We start from the raw sequence: 18,799 nt of genomic DNA on the forward strand, positions 1-18,799 counted from the left end.
TATTTGCAAATTTGATAAAATCTAAAAAGTTATGAAATCGCTATTAGAGGTAGATATAACCCTTGATCAGGTGCTTGCTATGGTAAAACAACTACCAGTGAATGAAAAAGCATTGCTTTCAAAAGAACTTGAAAAAGACGCCATTGAATCCAAGCTTTCAAAATTACTTGGAACCGTTGAAACTGACGAACTTAGTCTGGATACAATTAACGAAGAATCTGAAATTGTAAGACAACAGATATATGAAAGCTAAAAGCATTAGAGTCATTTTTGACACTAATGTTTGGATAAGTTTTCTTATCGGTAAACGCTTTTCCACTATCAAGAAATATATTATTTCCGGAGAGCTCATTATTATTGTTACACAGCAACTTTTAAGAGAAATCAGGGACGTTACCAGACGAGAAAAATTGAAAAAATATTTCCCGAAAGAAAATGCTAATGAGCTAATTGAGCTTTGGGAAATAATTGCTGAGCAAGTCGAAATCGAACCAAAACATTTTATAAACCGAGATCCAAAGGATAATTTCCTTCTGGATCTAATCGATTTTTCTAAGGCTGACTATCTGGTAACGGGCGACAAAGATTTGTTTGAGCATAATCCTTTTAAAACTGCCGTTATACTAACTCCCGCAAAGTTCGAAGAAGTGATGAATGGAAGAGAAATACAAAACTGAATCTCAAATCTTTAATACCACAGCCCTCTGAATCTTCAAAACCGCATCTACAAACCCTTCCATATCCTCCCGTTCCCCCAGCATTCCATTTTGTAAAATCCATACCGCTTCGGTAGTACAGGCTGCCTCAGCAACCGGACAAATTACATCAGTATAATCCACAGTTTCGGGAATCGCGTAACACATAAAATTTTTGTTTTGAAAAAGCGGTTGTTTGTACAAAGGATGTGGATAACCTTTGAAACATGGAACGCCTTCGGCAGCAAGCATTTCTACAAATTTATCCTTTGGTATATCTCCAAATTTAGAGGCATCGTATTTGAAAATATAAATGTGATAACAATGCATCGTGATTTCTTCACTTCGCACCAAGGGCAATATTCCTTCAATATTTTCAAATAATTCAGTCAGGTACAGCCCGTTCTTATTCCTTTTTTCCGTTTGGCTTGGTAATCGTTTTAATTGTTGTGACAGCAAAACTGCCTGCATTTGCGTGATCCGGTAATTACAACCGGGATTGTAATGGTCGTACCATTGTCCGCCTTCAATACGCCCAACATTGCGCAGAGAATTCATTATCGCATATAAATCATCATCGTCAGTTACCACAATTCCTCCTTCACCAGCCGTCAGGTTTTTGGATGATTGAAAACTAAAACTGCCAGCGTCACCTATTGACCCCAGTTTTTTCCCTTTATATTCCGCACCATGTGCGTGAGCGGCATCTTCGATCACACGTAAATTATGTCTTTTGGCAATATCCAGGATCGCATCCATATCACAGGCCAAACCGCCAAAATGAACCGGAATAATAGCCTTGGTACGCGAAGTGATCGCCGCTTCAATTTTAGCGGGATCAAGATTATACGTGTCCGGATGGATATCAACAAAAACCGGAACACAATTACATTCAATCACTGTCGAGGCGGTGGCAATAAACGTATAGGGTGGTACGATCACCTCGTCGCCCGGTTTTACACCACAGGCAATCAAAGCCAATCGAAGCGAGACAGAACCGTTCACACAACTCACAGCATATTTACTACCGCAAAAAGCTGCAAATTCTTTTTCAAATTTTTCAACCTCGTCACCACAATCAGGATTCCCCCACTTTCCGCTGGATATAACCTCCGACACAACCTGTACTTCCTGTTCGTCAAAAATTGGCCAGGGGAAGTTACGTTTTACAGATTTTTCTCCACCGTCAATTGCTAATAGTTGGCTCATCCCCGATTTGGTATAATTTCTAAATTGATATCTCTCTATCACATACTTTGGAAATTGTAATTAAGACTATTTACTCCAAATTCGCTACGGGAACATAGCCTGTTTTTGATATTATACAGTAATATTTCTATAACCCTAAACCCGTCATTTCCTCCATGAAAAATCAAAAACTCCTACCCGGTATTTTCATTGCAGCCATGTCATTAGCCACCGCCTGGGCCATTCGTGGCCAGTTTGGACATGAACAAGGAGCGGCTTGGGCGGGAAGTTTTGGCGCAATAAGCATTGTTTTACTGGCCAAAAGGCAGGATTGGTATGCCAAAATTTTTCAACTCGCACTTGCGTCCGCAGCGGGTTGGGGAGTCGCCGGAATGGCAAGTTATGGACTTGTAGTAGGTTATGGACGAAGTACTGAATTTGGAAATGCATATTACGGTCTGTTAATGCTATTTATTATTGGCGGATTATTTGGTTTGCTTGGAGGCGGTCTGTTTGGAATCGCTCTTGGTGACAGCAATGAAAAACCCGTAAAATGGTACAATTTAATCGTTGAAATGACTATTGGCGGAATCATTTTTTACTATTTGTTAGTCGAAGAATTTGGATGGCTCATGACGCCTCCGCGCGGTGAATATTGGGCAACATGCCTTGGAATGACCATTGCCATGTTTTGGTATATGATTCGTCAAAAACAATATTCGGCTATTCGGGTGGCCATTTTTGCCGGATTTGGGGCTGGTTTTGGATTTGCTTTTGGTAACTTTTTACAAATTATGGGCCACGTTTCGGAGATTAAATTCAACTTCTGGAATGTGATGGAATATTCTATCGGATTTTTCGGTGGCTTGGGAATGGCTTACGGGACTTTCACTTCCGAATGGCCTGTTACCGAAATAAAAACGAAGCGGAATAAACTCATTGCTCCGCTTCTGATATTAACCTTGATAATTCCCTTTTTCGTTTGGGATCAATCCTTTGAAACCAAGCGGCTGGTTGAAACAATTCAAAGTTTTGCGCCCCTAGCAGATGCCACAGGAATAACCAAATCCGTTCAATGGGTAGCGTTACTGTTGATAATAATAACTTCCGGCTATTGGCTTTACATTCTTTATTTCAAAAATAAAGAAAATACGATCACCATCGGTTATCAGGAAGCGAACCGGTTTTTCCTTGGGCATTTGGGATTGTATACTATTTACAGCATTCTGATCACCTGCGCGTTCATGAGTTTGTACAGAATTGAGCAATATCTTTACATTATCAACGTACTGATAATCGGATTTTTTATTGGAAAATTTCAGCCTGGTTTTACCAATAGAGGCTTGAATTTTAGCCGCTGGGCTATTAATTTTATTTTTTTATTAGCCTTTATTGCCTTGATCGTAGTTGTTGCGATTAGTTCTCATGGAGAATTAAAAGGCGCACATAACCGGTTTGAATGAAACGTTTAGTGCCATAAGTCCTCACTATTTGATCTGATATTTTGATTATGTATATTCCTGATTGAATAGCATAATAATATCAGATCAATAATGGACATTACAAAAATCGAGTTAGTAAAGGTTATTTCTTCCGATCTCGGAGAATTACAAGAACTGAGCAAACAAACTTTTCTGGAAACTTTTGCTCCGGTCAACACAGAAGAAAACATCCAGCATTATCTGCATTCCGGCTTCACAGACGAGAAACTTATCAAAGAAATTGCCAATCCGGGTTCAGCTTTCTATTTCGCAAAACTGAACGATACACCAATCGGTTATCTCAAAATCAATTTTGGAAATGCACAAACCGAGTTAAAGGACAACGATGCCCTGGAAATAGAAAGAATTTACGTATTGCAGGAATTTCATGGCCAAAGAGCAGGGCAATTTCTTTTCGGTGAAACATTAAAAATTGCCAAAAATCATGGCCTGAAATACATATGGCTTGGTGTTTGGGAGAAAAATGAGAAAGCCATAAAATTTTATGAAAAGAACGGGTTTATTCCATTTGACAAACATAGTTTTACACTTGGAAGTGATATACAAACTGATATCATGATGAAACTGCCTGTTATTAAATAATAAGCTATATGATTTTCAGAGAAGCCAAAACGGATGATATTCCGCAAATCCAGATTGTCAGGCACGCCGTTAATGAAAATATTTTATCTGATCCCAGCCTTGTAACAGACAAAGATTGTATTGAATATCTAACGGTAAGGGGAAAAGGATGGGTTTGTGAAGTTGACAATGATATTGTTGGATTTGCCATTGCAGATTTGCAGGAAAATAACATCTGGGCTCTTTTTTTGAAACCTGAATTTGAAAAACAAGGGATTGGAAGACAGCTTCACGACATGATGCTGGACTGGTATTTTTCAAAAAAAACCGATGCCGTATGGCTCAGTACCACTCCCGGAACCAGGGCTGATCACTTTTACAGAAAAAGTGGCTGGACAGAAACCGGAAAATACGGAACAAGCCAGATCAGATTTGAAATGACTTATGGAAAATGGCTTGGTAACAAAGCAGCAGAACTATAAACAATTAGTATTTTTTTAAATGCTTTCCTATAATGGGATAAAAAATTTTCGATATTTTAGTTAAGGTGGAGTTTGGATAACCGATAGGGTAATTTAAATTTTCTGATCAATGCTAATATCATATTGAAATCGATCTTTTAGAATCGCTATATTTGTTATATGAAGGAACTTACGCACATAAAACAAATTCTGAGCAAACTCAAACCTGAGTTAATAAGGAAATTCAATGTTAGCTCGATCGGCCTTTTTGGATCCATTGTCAGAAATGACTTTAACGCTTCCAGTGACATTGATATTATCGTTGATTTCAGCAAACCAATTGGCATTGAATTCGTCGATCTTGCCGATTTTATCGAAAAAGAACTTAATAAACCTGTTGATCTGGTTTCAAAAAAGGGTATTAAACCAAAATATTTCAGCGCCATAGAATCTGAAATAGTATATGTCTAAAAGGCAACCAGCTCTTCTTATTGAAGATATTATTGAAAGCGGAAATAAAATTCTTCAATATACTAAGGAACTGTCCTTTGACGAGTTTATTAATGACAGTAAAACAGTTGATGCAGTTATAAGAAATTTTGAAATAATTGGCGAAGCTGCAAACAGGTTATCCGAAGATTTCAAAGATCAGCACTCTTCCATAGATTGGCACAGAATCAGGGGTTTTAGAAATAGAATTGTACATGATTATTTTGGAATAGACTACTCCATTGTATGGGAAGTGAAGAGTTTTTTCCTGCCAAATCTAATATTCCGGTTAGAACAGATAGATATCTGATAAATTAAAAAGCTTTTACGAAAATTACTTAGAGGTACTAGTACTACCTATCTAAAAATTAATTAATTCTTTACCATAAATTAGGATTTAAAAGCAAGTTACCAACACTTACTCGGCCTGATCTCATGAACCCCGCTTTTACTGCTATTTACATTATCTGGTTTTTGTCTGAGACTTTACTGAACCGGTTGTTACGTTCTAAAAGTACGGACAAGCAAAACGCGGATAAAAACTCCTTGCTTATTATCTGGATTACGGTGGTTGCTGCCATTGTTTTAGCCGTTTACATTTCAATTAAATACTACTTCCCTATTTATCCCAATACCATGATTCGCTATATCGGATTAGGAATTATTTTCCTGGGTATTATACTGAGAATCGCTGCTGTGTTGTCTCTGGGGAAATATTTTACAGTAGATGTAACGATCCGGGAAGACCATAAACTTAAAAAAGACGGTTTGTATAAATATTTACGCCATCCCTCCTATTTCGCTTCGCTGATATCTTTTATAGGTTTTGGAATTTCCATTAACACCTGGCCAGGATTGATTTTAATCGTGGTTTCAGTGATGACAGTTTTTATTTTTCGTATCAAAATTGAAGAGAAAATATTGATTGGCCAGTTTGGTTCTGAATATCTTGATTATAAGAAAAGTACAAGAGGAATTATTCCTTTTATTTATTAAAAATTATCTATTTCAATCCTTTTTATTTCGCAAGTAAATTACACACACAATGAATCCCAAAACGCTGGTAAGACTAAGCAACATCATCGGCACTATCGCCATCACCCTCTTAATTTATTGGGTCTTCATTTTTATTTCGTACCAGGTTTTTGGACTGAAACTCTTCCGGGAGAAAATAACCGAAACATTCTTCACCAGTATAATTGGAATTTTGGCGTTAATGTTTGGAGCGTTGATCACCAATCTGATGTTCAACCTTACAAGAATTGCTGAAAAACATAATCTGGACGAAATCAATCCCACAAAAACAGCCTCAAAACAACTGAAATGGCTCTTGGCACTTACCTTTCCAGTCATTTTGGGACTATTGTTTTTCGGGGACTATTTAACTTCAGAAAACAAGGAAAAACTTTTGATACAATCTGCACAGTCGATTATTAATGACAACTCAAAAAAAGCGGATAAACTTGTTAATTATTCCTTTGATAAAAAATGGATTATGGAAACCGAGCACATACTGGATTTGTTGTCGAAGACCGATAAAAATTTCCCGAGCATTACTGTCATCGTTTCAGATTCCATAGATAATTCAAGAGTTTTGCTTGGATTTAGAAATTTCCAGCCGGTCAACGATACCTTGCCTCCATCCAGAATGACATACATTCAGGCGACGACAAAGGAAGAGCGGGAATATCTCTACAAAGTTTTTGAAAAAGGTAGCAAGGACATAAAATTTTCGGCAGAAAATGGTCAGTATCAACTATTTTACCCATATTTCAGCAATAACAAAAAAATAGTAATCTATTTTTCAGACTATCAACGATATGGAATAAAGTAATTATAGACTAAGACCTATTTTACAATCTTAAATTCATCTTTCACATTTCCTGCCGGATCAAAACATTTATAAATCAGCGTATTTCCCTTCATTGAAATATGCTGATAAAGTGGCCCGTCTTTATAGCGGACTACGGCGTAATCTTCCGGAAGCCATTCTTCCTGTTTGCCCGGAATACTGATTGACATGGTGTAAATAGTACCTTCCGCCGGAGATTTCATTTCCTTACCGTTATTCATCGGTTTTGTTCTCAAATAATAGTGCATATGCCCATTCATGACCATATCCACATGATATTTGTCGAACAATGTCCCCCACTCTTTTCGGATTTCATCATAGGGTTCAACAAAATTGTAAGGCGGAAAATGGAAGAAAACAAACTTCCATTTTGCCTTTGAGGTTTTAAGCTTTTCTTCAACCCAGGCACTTTGAGCCGGCACAGAAAGTGTCGCGTCAATCATCAAAAATAAAGCATCCTGATAATTGAAAGCATAAGTCATTTCTTTTGGCAAACCTTTCGGGCCATTCTCGGGTAAACTGAACATTTCCTGATACATGCCCGCGCCTAATCCGTCCTGGCTGTCATGATTTCCAGGAACGGGCATCAAAGGTTTTTGACGAAATACGCCACCTGAATACTGCCATAATTCATCCCATTCATCACGGTTCAAACCGGTACTGACAAGATCTCCGGCGATGTCAAAAAAGGAAATTTCAGGATGTCGTTTTAAAGCCTTCTGCGCCATATCTCCCCAGATCGGCGATTTGTGCGTATCTCCAAACCAGATAAATGAAAAGCCTTCATTAACAGGTGATTCTGTTTTAAAGCTTGCTGGAATTGACCATTCTCCCGTTTTCGAGCCCACGACATACTGATATTTTGTTCCCGATTTCAAACCTGTAAGTTTTGCAGTAAAACGGTTAACATAACGATCATTTTGCAGCAATCTGTCTTCCATTTTAAATACAGTAGCGGTTGATGTCAAAGTATCAGCAGACTTATCCTTCCAATATTTCACAACGCCATCTTTCGCTTCCATATTCGTTCTCCATTGAACATTCACCGATGTTTTAGGACCATCACTCCATGTCAGCATAATCTGGTCAGGATTTTGGGAAGAAGGGAACAACGTTTTTCTGAACGCTCCCACCAAATGGGCTTCTCTTGCTCTTCCACGGACAGTTGTAAAAAGTTTTTGTCCAACCAGAGATTCCGGCATTTCTGTCAAAATCAGACTATCCCAGTCGTGGTACGTAAAGCCGCCCTTTTTCATCGTCATCAATGGAAATTCCGAAGGCAATATATTTGTAATTTTTAAATCATCGCCTTTTTTCTGCGGGCCTACGCTGATAAAATAGACAGGCCGGTTTTTATCAAAACCGTTAATACCTAATTCAATTTTCCCAGCATCGAAATTTTTCTGCCAGACTTCGTAAGTATAGCTTTCATTTTTGACAAACATTTCTGTCTTTTTAAATCCGCTTTCTTCGATCCAGAATGGTATTACTTTCTGTTCTGAATCTCTCATTAATGAAACCGTCACCGGAACGTTTACATCAAAAGTCCAGAACTTTGTCGCCAGCGTATGAAGCTCATCTTTTTTCAAAAAAGTCATAATATATTTTTCCGAAATCGTGTCCAGCTGGGCAGGTTTCAGATTTTTGTAAAGCCTGGTAACGGCTTCATCTATTACCGTTTTTACCGTACCGGGTTCGGTTGATTTTTCATTTTTGCATGACAAAAAAATAAAAGAAAGCAGCAGGCAAAAAACAATATTTTTAAGAGTAAAAGGAGATTTCATAACGAAAAGGTAAGTTTAGTTTAATAATCAAAAAAGTAACAGCATCGTTAAAAAACGATGCTGTTACTGTATTTTCACTTCCAAAAATTACAATACTGCTTTATCATTAGTAAGGAAAACGCGTGTACTTTCCGTGTATGTACCACCATTAGCATCCTTGTATTTCAAATCAACATAAAATGCTCGGAAACCACTTGGGGGAAATGCCTGATTTACATTAATTTTTGCTTTGTTTTTGATACCCAGACTTTTACTCGTCCATTTATCGTCTCTGATATCCTGGTCTTTTGAGTCCGCCGACCAGAGAATTACGTCCACCAAAGGATCCGCGGAGGCTTTTACAGCAATATTTACACCCTTTTTATCCGCAGTTTCTTTCCATTCGCAAACCGGATAAGGGCTTTTTGTCATCGTATTACCAAAAAAAGCGCTCAAAGCCTCCATAGCCTGTTTTCCACCGCCAAGGTTGTGGCCTGCATTCGGAACATAGTGCAGCATATTATTCCCCGGAATATCTTTCAGATAATTTTTAATATTATCCACCACCCAATATTCATCGTTTGTCCCCATGATAATTAATTTCGGCATCGTCAGTTTTGCACGGTAGGAATACGGATCGATCATGGTTGTGATAGCCGCACCATCCGGCGTTTTACTGTTTTGCGGAATGCCAAGTTTTACATAATCCTCGATCTGGATGCTGTAATCACCCCAGGATTTTATCTGGTATTCAAGGCTCACAGGCATATTCAGAATGTCAATTACCATTGGGGCAATTGCAACTACCCGTTTGTCATTAGCGCCCGTAAGCCAGGTTGTCCAGCCACGTTTTGAAGCGCCGGAAACGACAAAGCGATTTACTTCATGTTTCAGTTTTTGTTTTGAAAATTCCTGAACAACATCCATAGCGCGCACAGCACTTTTTACCATTGGGAAAAGTAACGGCCAGCTATAATCCTTATCCTTTTTGAAATTATGCAGCGTATAAGAAATCAACGCATCCTCTGTCAAATCTCCAAAAAATGGCTGGTTTGGCGTTTGTTTTAATAAGGTAACAATAGCATTATTGGATTTGGCAACCCCGCCAAGTGTTACCAGTAAATCGTCATCTTTTTTATTATTCCAATTCGGAAGTTCATCTTTATTGGATCCGCCGGTTATGAACAGCAATGCCCCGTCAAATTTATTATCCTTCGGCACCATGATTGTCATTTGATGCGTCCACGTAAACTCACGCCACTTTTGCGACGTTACAAGAAGATTATAAAAAGTGACATCATTTTGCGTATAGGTATCTTTCAATTCCCATTTTAATGATTTATCTCCATTGTCAAGATAACTTTGAAGGGCAGTTTCCGGTGTTATTGCTTTTTGTGCCTGTACGGTAAACGTAAAAATTAATTGGATAAAAAGTATTTTCAGGGCCAAACCAAATCTATTCTTTCTCATTGCGCAGAAGGTTTTGTTTATTGAATTAAAAATTATTTGTTAGCATTACTTTGTACAATATTCGTGTCAAAACCTTCCGGCTTAGGACTTTCTGAAATCAGTTTCAGTGCTTGTTCAATATAAATTTCGCCTGTCATTTCTCCCAGGCTTGTTCTGCTTACATACTCGTAACGCTTGAAACTGTTGAAATCTACTTTTGTCAGCATATAACCAAAAGCGTCATTCGTCAACCCAAACAGAAATGGTAATTTTGTATTCATTTTCCGTTTTACATAATAGCCAATGTTAGGAAGTGCTTCCCCGGGAATCGTTAAAATCTGGGCGGTTCCGATGTTCAAAAGATTCAGTTGTGTTGAAACTTTATTCGGACCAGACATTTCATTTTTGATAGGAGAATTTTTAAGAATGTATCGCATAATCTCAGAATCCACCGGAAATTCAATTTTTCTTGAAGTACAATAAAGTGAGGGATTCTGCTGAATTTCTGCTGTGTTAACAATTCGCAATGCCTCATCGGCCAGCAGTTCACCGATACGTTTGCATTCCTGCCAGTTATTTGCTTCTTTTTTATCCTCCGTCCGGTTATCAGCTGTGACCATTCCCCCTTGCGCGCCATTCATAAAAAGAGCGATGCCACCCGTTTGAGATTCTATTCTTTCATAAAGTGGCCCGCAGAGATCGGGACTTAAAATCCCTCTTCCCGAGCCAATGACTTCCGGGTGAATTGCATAATTGACCAACGTCGCAATAACTTTTCCTTTGTTTTTCCCTGAATTTGAAATCGCCTGAATGACTCCGCAACGCGGATCATAAAGCTGATCAGCATAATAATTATAAGCAATTTTCCCTTTTGCCTCTCCTACTGCAATTTTCAAAGAAGCCGGTTCCAGATTTTTGACGGCTTCATTCACTGCATCGGCGATCTGTTTTGTACACCAATCCAGATAATTCAAATCGGCAAAAGTTTCACCTTTTTCATTTGGAAAAGCATAAGCATCCGGCCCGCTATGAGTATGCGTAGCGCCTATCAAAACATTTTCAGGAGCGATACCTTTAATCAACGCTCTGGATTTATTCCCCAAAGCAGCCGGCCAACCCAGATTATCCACATTGACTATGGCAATTCGGGTTGCACCTTTTTCCAAAACTAAAACCCGGGCAAACAGATCACCATTTTTTTCGGTTGATTTTTTTGGTGTTCCAATACCTCCCAAAACTGGCAAAAGCGGATTTGGCGTAATGATTCTGACGGCACCTGCTGCCTTAAAACTTTGGGCAAAACAGCTCGAAACTGTTAGAAAAATAAGGCTCAGATAAATCAAAAATGCTTTTCTCATCATCAACTTTAATAATAATGAGGGCAGCTCGTCACTGCCCTCTATTTACATTCACCAAAGGTTATACTCAGATTAAAACCTCACCGTACTATTCCTTTGCTATTATTTCTACCAAGGTTTGCCTGCACCCTGAATTACCCACGGCTTTGACCATGCACTGTTTTTCCCATCCGCCGCAGAATAAGTTGTTGATTCCAGCTTATTGATCGCATCGTCAGCGTTTGCTTTATTAAGATTTCTCTCATCAAGCATATAATAAAACCTGACCGGAAGTACAGCTCTTTTGCCCTGTGGACCGGTTTGAAGTACAGGATAACCCGTTCTTTTATAATCAAACCAGGCTTCACTTGCGGCTGTCCAGCTTGCAATCCATTTTTGCTCAATGATCTGTTTCTGTGTTTTGTTATATGCAACGCCAGGCTGTGCTACGTAAGCGGCATAAGAACTTGCCAGTCCCCAGGCTGTAAACGAAGCCTGAATCGCCGCTTTGTAGTGCGTTTCCGCATCACCGGCTGCCCATCCTTTTTGCGCAGCCTCGGCCAGAATAAAATGGACCTCTGCAGCCGACATTAATCTTGCTTTCAGCAAATCACCTTTTGGGGCTTTATACATCGTATTTAACCAGGAAACATGCGGATTGTCAGCACCTTGTGCAGCGGTTGGGCTCATGTTGTAACTTGCTCCCGATAAAAGTGAAACAGGCAAACCAACATAATTCTGATTGGTATCGATTGGAATGCCGGCTACTTTATCCGGTGACAAATAACGTTTTCCGTTTTTAATTACATCTGATTTCGCAGGTAGTGTTGGATCGATAACCAGTGGAATCTGCACTTTATTTGCCCAGACACCCAGGCGCGGATCATTTACGCCAAGCATTGCTTTTACCAAAGTATTACACATTTTTATTCTTCTGTAATTACTTTCGCTTGCATCATCTCTTGTGTTGGCCGGCCATGAATCCGCGCTGCTGTTTCCGGCAAAACCCATTGTTGCATCGTCAGCCGCAACATTCATGATTGGATATTGTGTTGCGTTACCAACAATTTTCTCAATTCCGGCTTTGGCAACCTCAGGTTTTTTATCAGAAATCCGCATGTAATATCTCAGTGCCAAAGAATTGGCAAGTTTTCTCCATTTGGCAGGATCACCTGCATAATATACATCCGGAGTAGCGATCGTGCTATTATATTCCGCTTTGGATTTTGACAAAAGCGTATTTGCTTTGTCAAGATCTGCCAGTATTCCGGTGTATATATCTTCCTGACTGTCAAAAGCCGGAAATATATTTTCAGAACCACCCAACGATGCCTTTAAAGCATGTGAATAGGGAGCATTGCCCCAAAGATCGGTGATCAGACCAAAAACCATTGACTTCATGACCAGCGATACGCCTTGTTGCAGCGGAAAATTTAATTCCACAGCGCGATCATAAACATATTGGTTATTGGTAAGAATGGCATACCAGCCGCTCCATGTATTGGTTTGCCCCCAGTCGTAATCGTTGTGATCACCGCTCCATCCATCCTTTTGCGTATGCTGCATCAGGCCGCCAATGATCTGGTCATAATTCAGGCTTACAAGCTGTTTTCCGGTTTCAGTAAGCACTGTAGAAAGTACCAGATTTGGGTTGGCCGAAGTGGGGTCCACGCCGTTTGGGTTCTTGTTCACCTCCGTTAAATCTTTACAGGAAGAGGCAAGAAATACTGACACCATCAGTACGATTGATTTTATATATGTAGTCTTCATCATGAATCAATTTGAACCGTTTTTAAAAAGTTAAACCAAGCTTAAATCCAACAGGAATAACCCAGGGCGTAACATTGTATCTTTCAATTCCCTGTTTAAACTGGCTTCCAGAACCTTGTGTACCGGATTCAACCTGAAAAGCTGTTTCAGGATCAATGTTAATTTTGGCTTTTGTCCAAAGAATAATATTTCTGCTGTAAACCGAGAAATTGGCACTTTGCATACCAATCTTTTTCGCAAAATTCACAGGCAGATCATATCCGAACGATATTTCTCTCAATTTGACAAAAGAAGCATCATAGGTAAATGGACGTGTGAACGACCAGGTTGTGGCGCCCGCTAGTGGCAGAAATTGTGTTCCGGTTCCACCCAGATTTTCCTTATAGCCAGTAGGATTTCCTGCTGCATCATAACCTGTCGCAATAACACCTGGAATGAAAACTCCACCATGAGGAAGAGGAATGCCGCTATAATTAACCGGAAAACTTCCATAATCCGGTGTTGGACCTCCTACAAGTGGAAATACGTTTCCGTTAATTTTGATCTGTTTTTCCTGATTTGCTACCAGGTGATCTCTTAATGCATCACCGCTCAGCCCGTTTGGATTGATCAGCTTGTCATAAAAAAGTTGTGAATGACCATCTTCTTCACCGTAACGATAGGTTTGTGAAACAAAACTTCCACCATTACGCCAGTCAAACGTCATATTTAAACTGAATCCCTTATACGCAAGTGAAACCTGGCCGCCAAGTGTGAATTTAGGATTGAAATTGCCAATTTTATTTTTTGTATTAATCGCATCCACAGACTGCCATTTACCGGTTTTATCCAGAATCGGATAACCATAGTAAGGCGAAGTTTTGTCTGTTACCGTTACAACCTGCGCATCGTAAATATCCCCAACCTGTTCGCCAACATAAGTCCAGGCACCACCTTTTGCATCTGTCCATAAGGTAAAATACGGCAGGTCATCCGACAATCTTTTAATTGTGGTACGGTTCCTGCTAAGGTTAGCATTGACATCCAGGCGCCATCCGTTTTTATTTAGAGGCGTTCCGCCCAAAGTCAATTCTATACCTTTACTTTCTAAAAGTCCGGCGTTGATACTTTTTGTGGTATAACCCGATGATGGAGGTAGTTTCGTGCTTAAAATCTGGTTTTTATTTTCGGCCATATAATAGGTCGCACCGAAACGTAACCTGTTCTGGAACATATTCAGGTCTGCTCCTACTTCATAAGAGGTAGAAATTTCCGGTTTCAGGTTCAGGTTGAAAAGATTACCGGGCACAGTAAGTCTTGGAACACCATTCCAGGTTCCGGCATTGCCCAGCGTGCTTAACAATGAATAAGGATTCGCATCATTACCAACTTGTGCGACACCTCCTCTAATTTTCAGCATATTGATCTTATCCGTCATCGGAATCATTTCATTGATCAAAAGACTCAAAGATGCCGAAGGGTAAAAATAAGAATTGTTGGCGGCCGGTAATGTACTTGTCCAGTCATTTCTGGCTGTTATATCAAGATACACCATTTCCTTGTAGCTCAAATTGGCCAATGCGTAAGCACTGTAAACTGATCTTTTGTAAGAACTGCTGTTATAAGTGAGGTTTGCAGGTAAAATATTCTGAATTGTGAAAACGCCCGGAACAATCAGGCCCGTACCATTGGTAGAAGAATTGGCCACAGTAGAGCCATTCTGATTTCTGTCATTTGCACCCGCAGATATTGAGAATGCGAAACTTTTCAGTGTTTTATGATAGGTGGCAAGGAAATCCGTATTGCTTTCAAACGTTGCGATATTGGTCAAACCATAGGCTCCATTTGGCTCAGAGGTATAACTATTAGCAATTGTTGTTTGTCTTTTTTCCTGATATGTATCAAGAGAATAACGTCCAAAAATGCTCAATTCTGGTGTAATCTGCCATTCTGCTTTTACATTTCCAAAAACGCGGTCTCTTACAAAACTGTTTTTCACCTCGTTTGCAAGGAAATAAGGATTGTTGAAAACGCCTTTATATTGAGAGCGTTGCTGCAAACCTTCTTGTCCCGGCAGCCAGTAATCTTTCAAATCACGGATATCCGTATGCGGCGAAACTCCGTAAGCCCATTGAAGTGGATTTGTTCCTCTGTTTCCGGCAGGGCGGTTATTAGAATTGTTACGACTAAAATCCAAATTACTGCTCACTCTCACTTTCTGGCTAACCTTAACCGATGTGTTCAGGCTTAAACTATTTCTGAACAAATCTGAATTTGGAATAATACCACGGTTTGTCATATTGGCGTAGGACAAACGATACGTTACCATATCCGTGCTGTTGGAAATGGATACACCGTTTGTTGTTGTAATACCAGTTTGTACAAAATTCTTAACGTTGTTTTTATGCGAAACCAGCGGCATGGCAATCTGTTTTCCGTCTGCTCCGATAGGACTGTTCCATTGTACAGCTTCATAACCTTTATCCAGTGCTGCTCCATAAGTTGCTGTAATACTTTCATCCACCAGTTTTCCAAAAGGATTACTGTATGGATTGTTTGTAATAGAAGTTGGAATGGCTGAATATTGGCCCGATCCGAATTCTGTCTGCCATTTCAAATATTTATATGGTTTATCAAAAACGGTATTTGAAGTAAGGGTAACCGTCATTTTCTTTACTTTTGAACCACTTTTTGTTGTGATCAAAACAACACCATTTCCTGCTCTTGAACCATAAAGTGCGGCTGCACTCGGGCCTTTCAGGATAGAAACATTTTCAATATCATCCGGGTTAATGCTGGAAAGTGCATTGCCATAATCCACTTTGTTATCGGTTCCAATCTCGGTTACGTTATTTAAGGTATTGGCAATCGGAACTCCATCTACTACAAATAAAGGCTGATTATCATTACTCAAAGATTTTGCACCACGGATAACCATACTCACCGAAGAACCCGTTGCACCGGTAGAACTGATGGCAACACCCGCCACTTTTCCAGCCATAGCATTTAGTACGTTTTCCTGTGAAACACGGTTGAATTCCTTACCGTCCACTTTTCCTACTGAATATCCCAGCGACTTATCTTCGCGTTTGATACCTAAGGCCGTTACGGTTACCTCATTAAGATTTTCTGTATTGGCAATCAACGAAACGTCAACAACGCTGCGGTTATTTACCTGAACCTCCTGCAACAGATAACCAACAAAGGAAAAAACCAGCACAGGATTATCACCTGTCACATCAATTGAATATTGTCCGGCTGCGTTTGTACTGGTTCCCCGCTGAGTACCTTTCAATACGACGTTGACACCCGGCATACTTGCACCATCCTGGCCGGAAACCTTCCCGGTGATCGTTCTGTCCGCCTTTTTTTCCGGATTCCCATTCAGGCTTCCCGCAAAAGCTCCGGCCCTGACCACTTGGCCAAACGGGAGACTCAGCGCTACGAGTATCAGCAGACGTTTAAAAACCCGCAGATAAAAATTGATAAAATTTGATCTCATAATTTTTCGATGGTTTAATTAAGTAGCATGACGTAAGGGTAAATGATTGCTAATTTTTGATTGGGTTATTTCGTAAAAAGTGTAAAAGGGCTTTTTCCATAGACTAATGTTTAGATAATTAAAATTGTATCCTGATAAATATGAAGCGAAAGCCCGGGACTAAACCTGTCAGTCTTTTATTTAAATAATCAGAAATGACCTATCCGATTATCAAATTTTTCTGTGTTAAGAATTTGTTATGTATGCATACTAATTTGAAAGAAATAACTATCCGATTACGAATTATCAGCCCGTCAGAAATTAGCAGGAAAGAAACATTGATATTACTTTGAAACGCTATGAATGGACTATTACCGGAAAACTAAAAAACTAATAATTTAGTAAACGGTTAAAAAGACCTAAAAAAATCCGGAAACGGTTGAAATAACAATTCAGCACATTTCCGGATTACACTCTTATTTTTTTACTATTCAATTATCAAAATCAGCCATTTTCGGAACAATCCTTGACAATCAAATGACCATTTCCTGACAAACCCCGACAACAAACGTCTCTGGCCAAGACTCCGGCACACCTGACACTTATTGCAGCAGCCAGATTTTAGAGAACTGATCATCTACGGCTGGCGACAAAGTCGATACACCAAGATCGTAAGCGTCTCTGTTTTGTCCAAGTTCATTACCAGGATAGCGGTAACGAAGCGGGAATGTATAATTACCTAAACGGCCATTTTTGAAAATATCGGGCAATTTGGTGCGACGTAAATCAAGGTAAGCTTCTGAGGATACAAGGAACAAAGAAATCCATTTCTGCTCAGCGATTTTTGCAAGCTGCCCCGATTTATCGGTTGGCAAAGCAATTTTGCTTTGTGCCAGATACGTCGTTATCGTTGCCTGAGGAACCCCCCAGCGGAGCAATGAATTTGTAATTCCTTTGCGGTAGTAGGTATCAGCACTTCCGGTGATTAATCCTTTTGCAGCGGCTTCTGCCAGCAAAAACTGAACTTCATCACTGTTCATGATCTGTGCTTTAAGCAAAGGGCTTTTATTTTGTCTGAACAAGGTAGAGAACTTGGATACTTTAAAATTTCCAACTACGCCACCGTCCGCTGTATTGTAATGGGCATTTCCATTTTTCCAGTCGGCCTGCATACCTGCTACAAAGCCAACGTATACTTTATTGGAATCCAAAAGGATATCCTTCGTTGCCAATGCAGCAATCTCAGCTTTCGAACGGTCGATATATTCCCAGGTTGAAGAATAAGTGTAACCGTTTGGATCCGTTGTTGAAAACGTAACACCATTAAGACTTTTGTCACTCGTCCAGGGTCTTTCAACAGGAGCAAACCAGATGGCTGCCCGTGGATCGCTTAGGTCAGCAAGTTTGTCTACCAACGTTTTACAAGGTCTTCTTTTGTTAAATTCGTCAACAGAACCCCAGTTCACGGTACCGCCCGTCCAGGAATTACCAGGCGTACTTCCAACGTCTCCTGTTGTTCCGATGTAAGCGATCGATGCATTTTCCGTAGATTCTGACAAAACGTTACCAGCAATAGCCGAAATTTTTGCACCTGCATCTGTTAACTTATTAGATGCGCGCATTAACAGTCTCAATTTTACAGAATTGGCAAATTTCTGCCATTTAGTTTTGTCACCGGCAAACATCAAGTCATAAGACGTAGAAACTTCTTCCGTTCCACCCGAAATTAACGTCCCCGCAGCATCCAGTTCCGACAGCAGACCAGTATAAATATCTTGCTCCTTATCATATTTAGGATACAAAATACCTTCTCTCGCTTTTAATGCCTCTGAATAATACACGTCCCCGTAAAAATCGGTCATGAAAGAGAATAATAACACGCGGAATGTTTTGAAAATCCCTTCATGCGTCTTTGAACCACGTTTTTGCGCAAGCGTAATCGAACCGTCGATCAGTTTAAGAATATCCATGGCATCATACATATCCGTAGTAGCCAGTTTAAAACCGTCATAGTAATTGTCGGAACTTTGATAATTACTTTCCATATGCTGTACAGCGGCCGGAAGTTTTCTGGTATCAAAACCCATTTTCTGATAAAAAAGCGAGGTTCTCTTGATAATAGAAGCCAGTAAATAAGGGTCATTAACCGACTCCACGGCATCTTTCTGCTGCAATGTATCAGCTGTTCGCAACTCGTCCTCACTACAGGAAGTAAATCCTATCAATGTGGTTACTAAAAATACTTTTAATATAGATTTCATAATTCTCTGAA

16 protein-coding genes are annotated in these 18,799 nt (G+C 39.7%); 9 read left to right on the forward strand and 7 right to left on the reverse strand.

All coding sequences use genetic code 11. The features are described 5' to 3' along the window. Positions 1-31 precede the first annotated feature (31 nt). Both vap15 and FDK13_RS06465 read left to right on the forward strand, forming a co-directional pair. Positions 32-253 (forward strand): type II toxin-antitoxin system VapB15 family antitoxin, encoded by a 222-nt coding sequence (gene vap15, locus FDK13_RS06460; protein WP_137339162.1) that lies wholly within the window; start codon positions 32-34, stop codon positions 251-253. Then, positions 243-677 carry a putative toxin-antitoxin system toxin component, PIN family gene (locus FDK13_RS06465; protein WP_137339163.1) on the forward strand — a complete coding sequence of 145 codons (435 nt, stop codon included), beginning with the start codon at positions 243-245 and terminating at the stop codon, positions 675-677. Before vap15 ends, FDK13_RS06465 begins: the two co-directional genes overlap by 11 nt. Positions 678-680: 3 nt before the next feature. On the opposite strand, the gene FDK13_RS06470 is transcribed toward FDK13_RS06465, so the two are convergent. After that, positions 681-1,904: a DegT/DnrJ/EryC1/StrS family aminotransferase gene (locus FDK13_RS06470; RefSeq protein WP_137339164.1), complete on the reverse strand. Its 1,224-nt coding sequence runs from the start codon at positions 1,902-1,904 to the stop codon at positions 681-683. A 155-nt stretch (positions 1,905-2,059) separates the two neighbouring features. Here FDK13_RS06470 and FDK13_RS06475 point away from each other — a divergent pair, with 155 nt between their 5' ends. From FDK13_RS06475 to FDK13_RS06505, 7 genes are all read left to right on the forward strand, one after another. Further along, positions 2,060-3,346: a hypothetical protein gene (locus tag FDK13_RS06475; protein ID WP_137339165.1), complete on the forward strand. Its 1,287-nt coding sequence runs from the start codon at positions 2,060-2,062 to the stop codon at positions 3,344-3,346. A gap of 90 nt (positions 3,347-3,436) precedes the next feature. Continuing rightward, positions 3,437-3,967, forward strand: a complete 531-nt coding sequence (locus tag FDK13_RS06480) for a GNAT family N-acetyltransferase (RefSeq protein WP_170982728.1) — start codon at positions 3,437-3,439, stop codon at positions 3,965-3,967. 8 nt (positions 3,968-3,975) lie between these two features. Continuing rightward, the gene (locus FDK13_RS06485; RefSeq protein WP_137339166.1) at positions 3,976-4,428 is read left to right on the forward strand and encodes a GNAT family N-acetyltransferase; all 453 of its coding nucleotides are present in this window, start codon (positions 3,976-3,978) and stop codon (positions 4,426-4,428) included. A 159-nt stretch (positions 4,429-4,587) separates the two neighbouring features. Then, on the forward strand, positions 4,588-4,878 hold the full coding sequence (locus FDK13_RS06490) for a nucleotidyltransferase family protein (protein WP_137339167.1): 291 nt from the start codon (positions 4,588-4,590) through the stop codon (positions 4,876-4,878). Then, positions 4,871-5,206 (forward strand): HepT-like ribonuclease domain-containing protein, encoded by a 336-nt coding sequence (locus FDK13_RS06495; RefSeq protein WP_137339168.1) that lies wholly within the window; start codon positions 4,871-4,873, stop codon positions 5,204-5,206. The genes FDK13_RS06490 and FDK13_RS06495 overlap by 8 nt, the downstream gene beginning before the upstream one ends. Positions 5,207-5,331: 125 nt before the next feature. Next, the gene (locus tag FDK13_RS06500) at positions 5,332-5,892 is read left to right on the forward strand and encodes a methyltransferase family protein (RefSeq protein ID WP_137339169.1); all 561 of its coding nucleotides are present in this window, start codon (positions 5,332-5,334) and stop codon (positions 5,890-5,892) included. Positions 5,893-5,941: 49 nt separating this feature from the next. Then, complete coding sequence (locus FDK13_RS06505) at positions 5,942-6,730, forward strand: peptidase (RefSeq protein ID WP_137339170.1); 789 nt, start codon at positions 5,942-5,944, stop codon at positions 6,728-6,730. 14 nt (positions 6,731-6,744) lie between these two features. Here FDK13_RS06505 and FDK13_RS06510 read toward each other — a convergent pair whose 3' ends face one another. From FDK13_RS06510 to FDK13_RS06535, 6 genes are all read right to left on the reverse strand, one after another. Then, entirely contained in the window at positions 6,745-8,532 is a 1,788-nt protein-coding gene (locus tag FDK13_RS06510; RefSeq protein WP_137339171.1) for a purple acid phosphatase family protein, read from the reverse strand. Positions 8,533-8,619: 87 nt separating this feature from the next. After that, a complete protein-coding gene (locus tag FDK13_RS06515) occupies positions 8,620-9,981 on the reverse strand; it encodes a PhoPQ-activated pathogenicity-related family protein (RefSeq protein ID WP_137339172.1) in 1,362 nt (453 codons plus the stop codon). 32 nt (positions 9,982-10,013) lie between these two features. Then, positions 10,014-11,318 carry a hypothetical protein gene (locus tag FDK13_RS06520; RefSeq protein ID WP_137339297.1) on the reverse strand — a complete coding sequence of 435 codons (1,305 nt, stop codon included), beginning with the start codon at positions 11,316-11,318 and terminating at the stop codon, positions 10,014-10,016. A 108-nt stretch (positions 11,319-11,426) separates the two neighbouring features. Further along, complete coding sequence (locus FDK13_RS06525) at positions 11,427-13,067, reverse strand: SusD/RagB family nutrient-binding outer membrane lipoprotein (protein ID WP_137339298.1); 1,641 nt, start codon at positions 13,065-13,067, stop codon at positions 11,427-11,429. A gap of 22 nt (positions 13,068-13,089) precedes the next feature. Then, on the reverse strand, positions 13,090-16,548 hold the full coding sequence (locus tag FDK13_RS06530; protein WP_137339173.1) for a SusC/RagA family TonB-linked outer membrane protein: 3,459 nt from the start codon (positions 16,546-16,548) through the stop codon (positions 13,090-13,092). 581 nt (positions 16,549-17,129) lie between these two features. Next, the gene (locus FDK13_RS06535) at positions 17,130-18,788 is read right to left on the reverse strand and encodes a SusD/RagB family nutrient-binding outer membrane lipoprotein (RefSeq protein ID WP_137339174.1); all 1,659 of its coding nucleotides are present in this window, start codon (positions 18,786-18,788) and stop codon (positions 17,130-17,132) included. Positions 18,789-18,799: the final 11 nt, after the last annotated feature.

Source organism: Dyadobacter frigoris (assembly GCF_005280585.1).
GTDB classification, from domain to species: domain Bacteria; phylum Bacteroidota; class Bacteroidia; order Cytophagales; family Spirosomataceae; genus Dyadobacter; species Dyadobacter frigoris.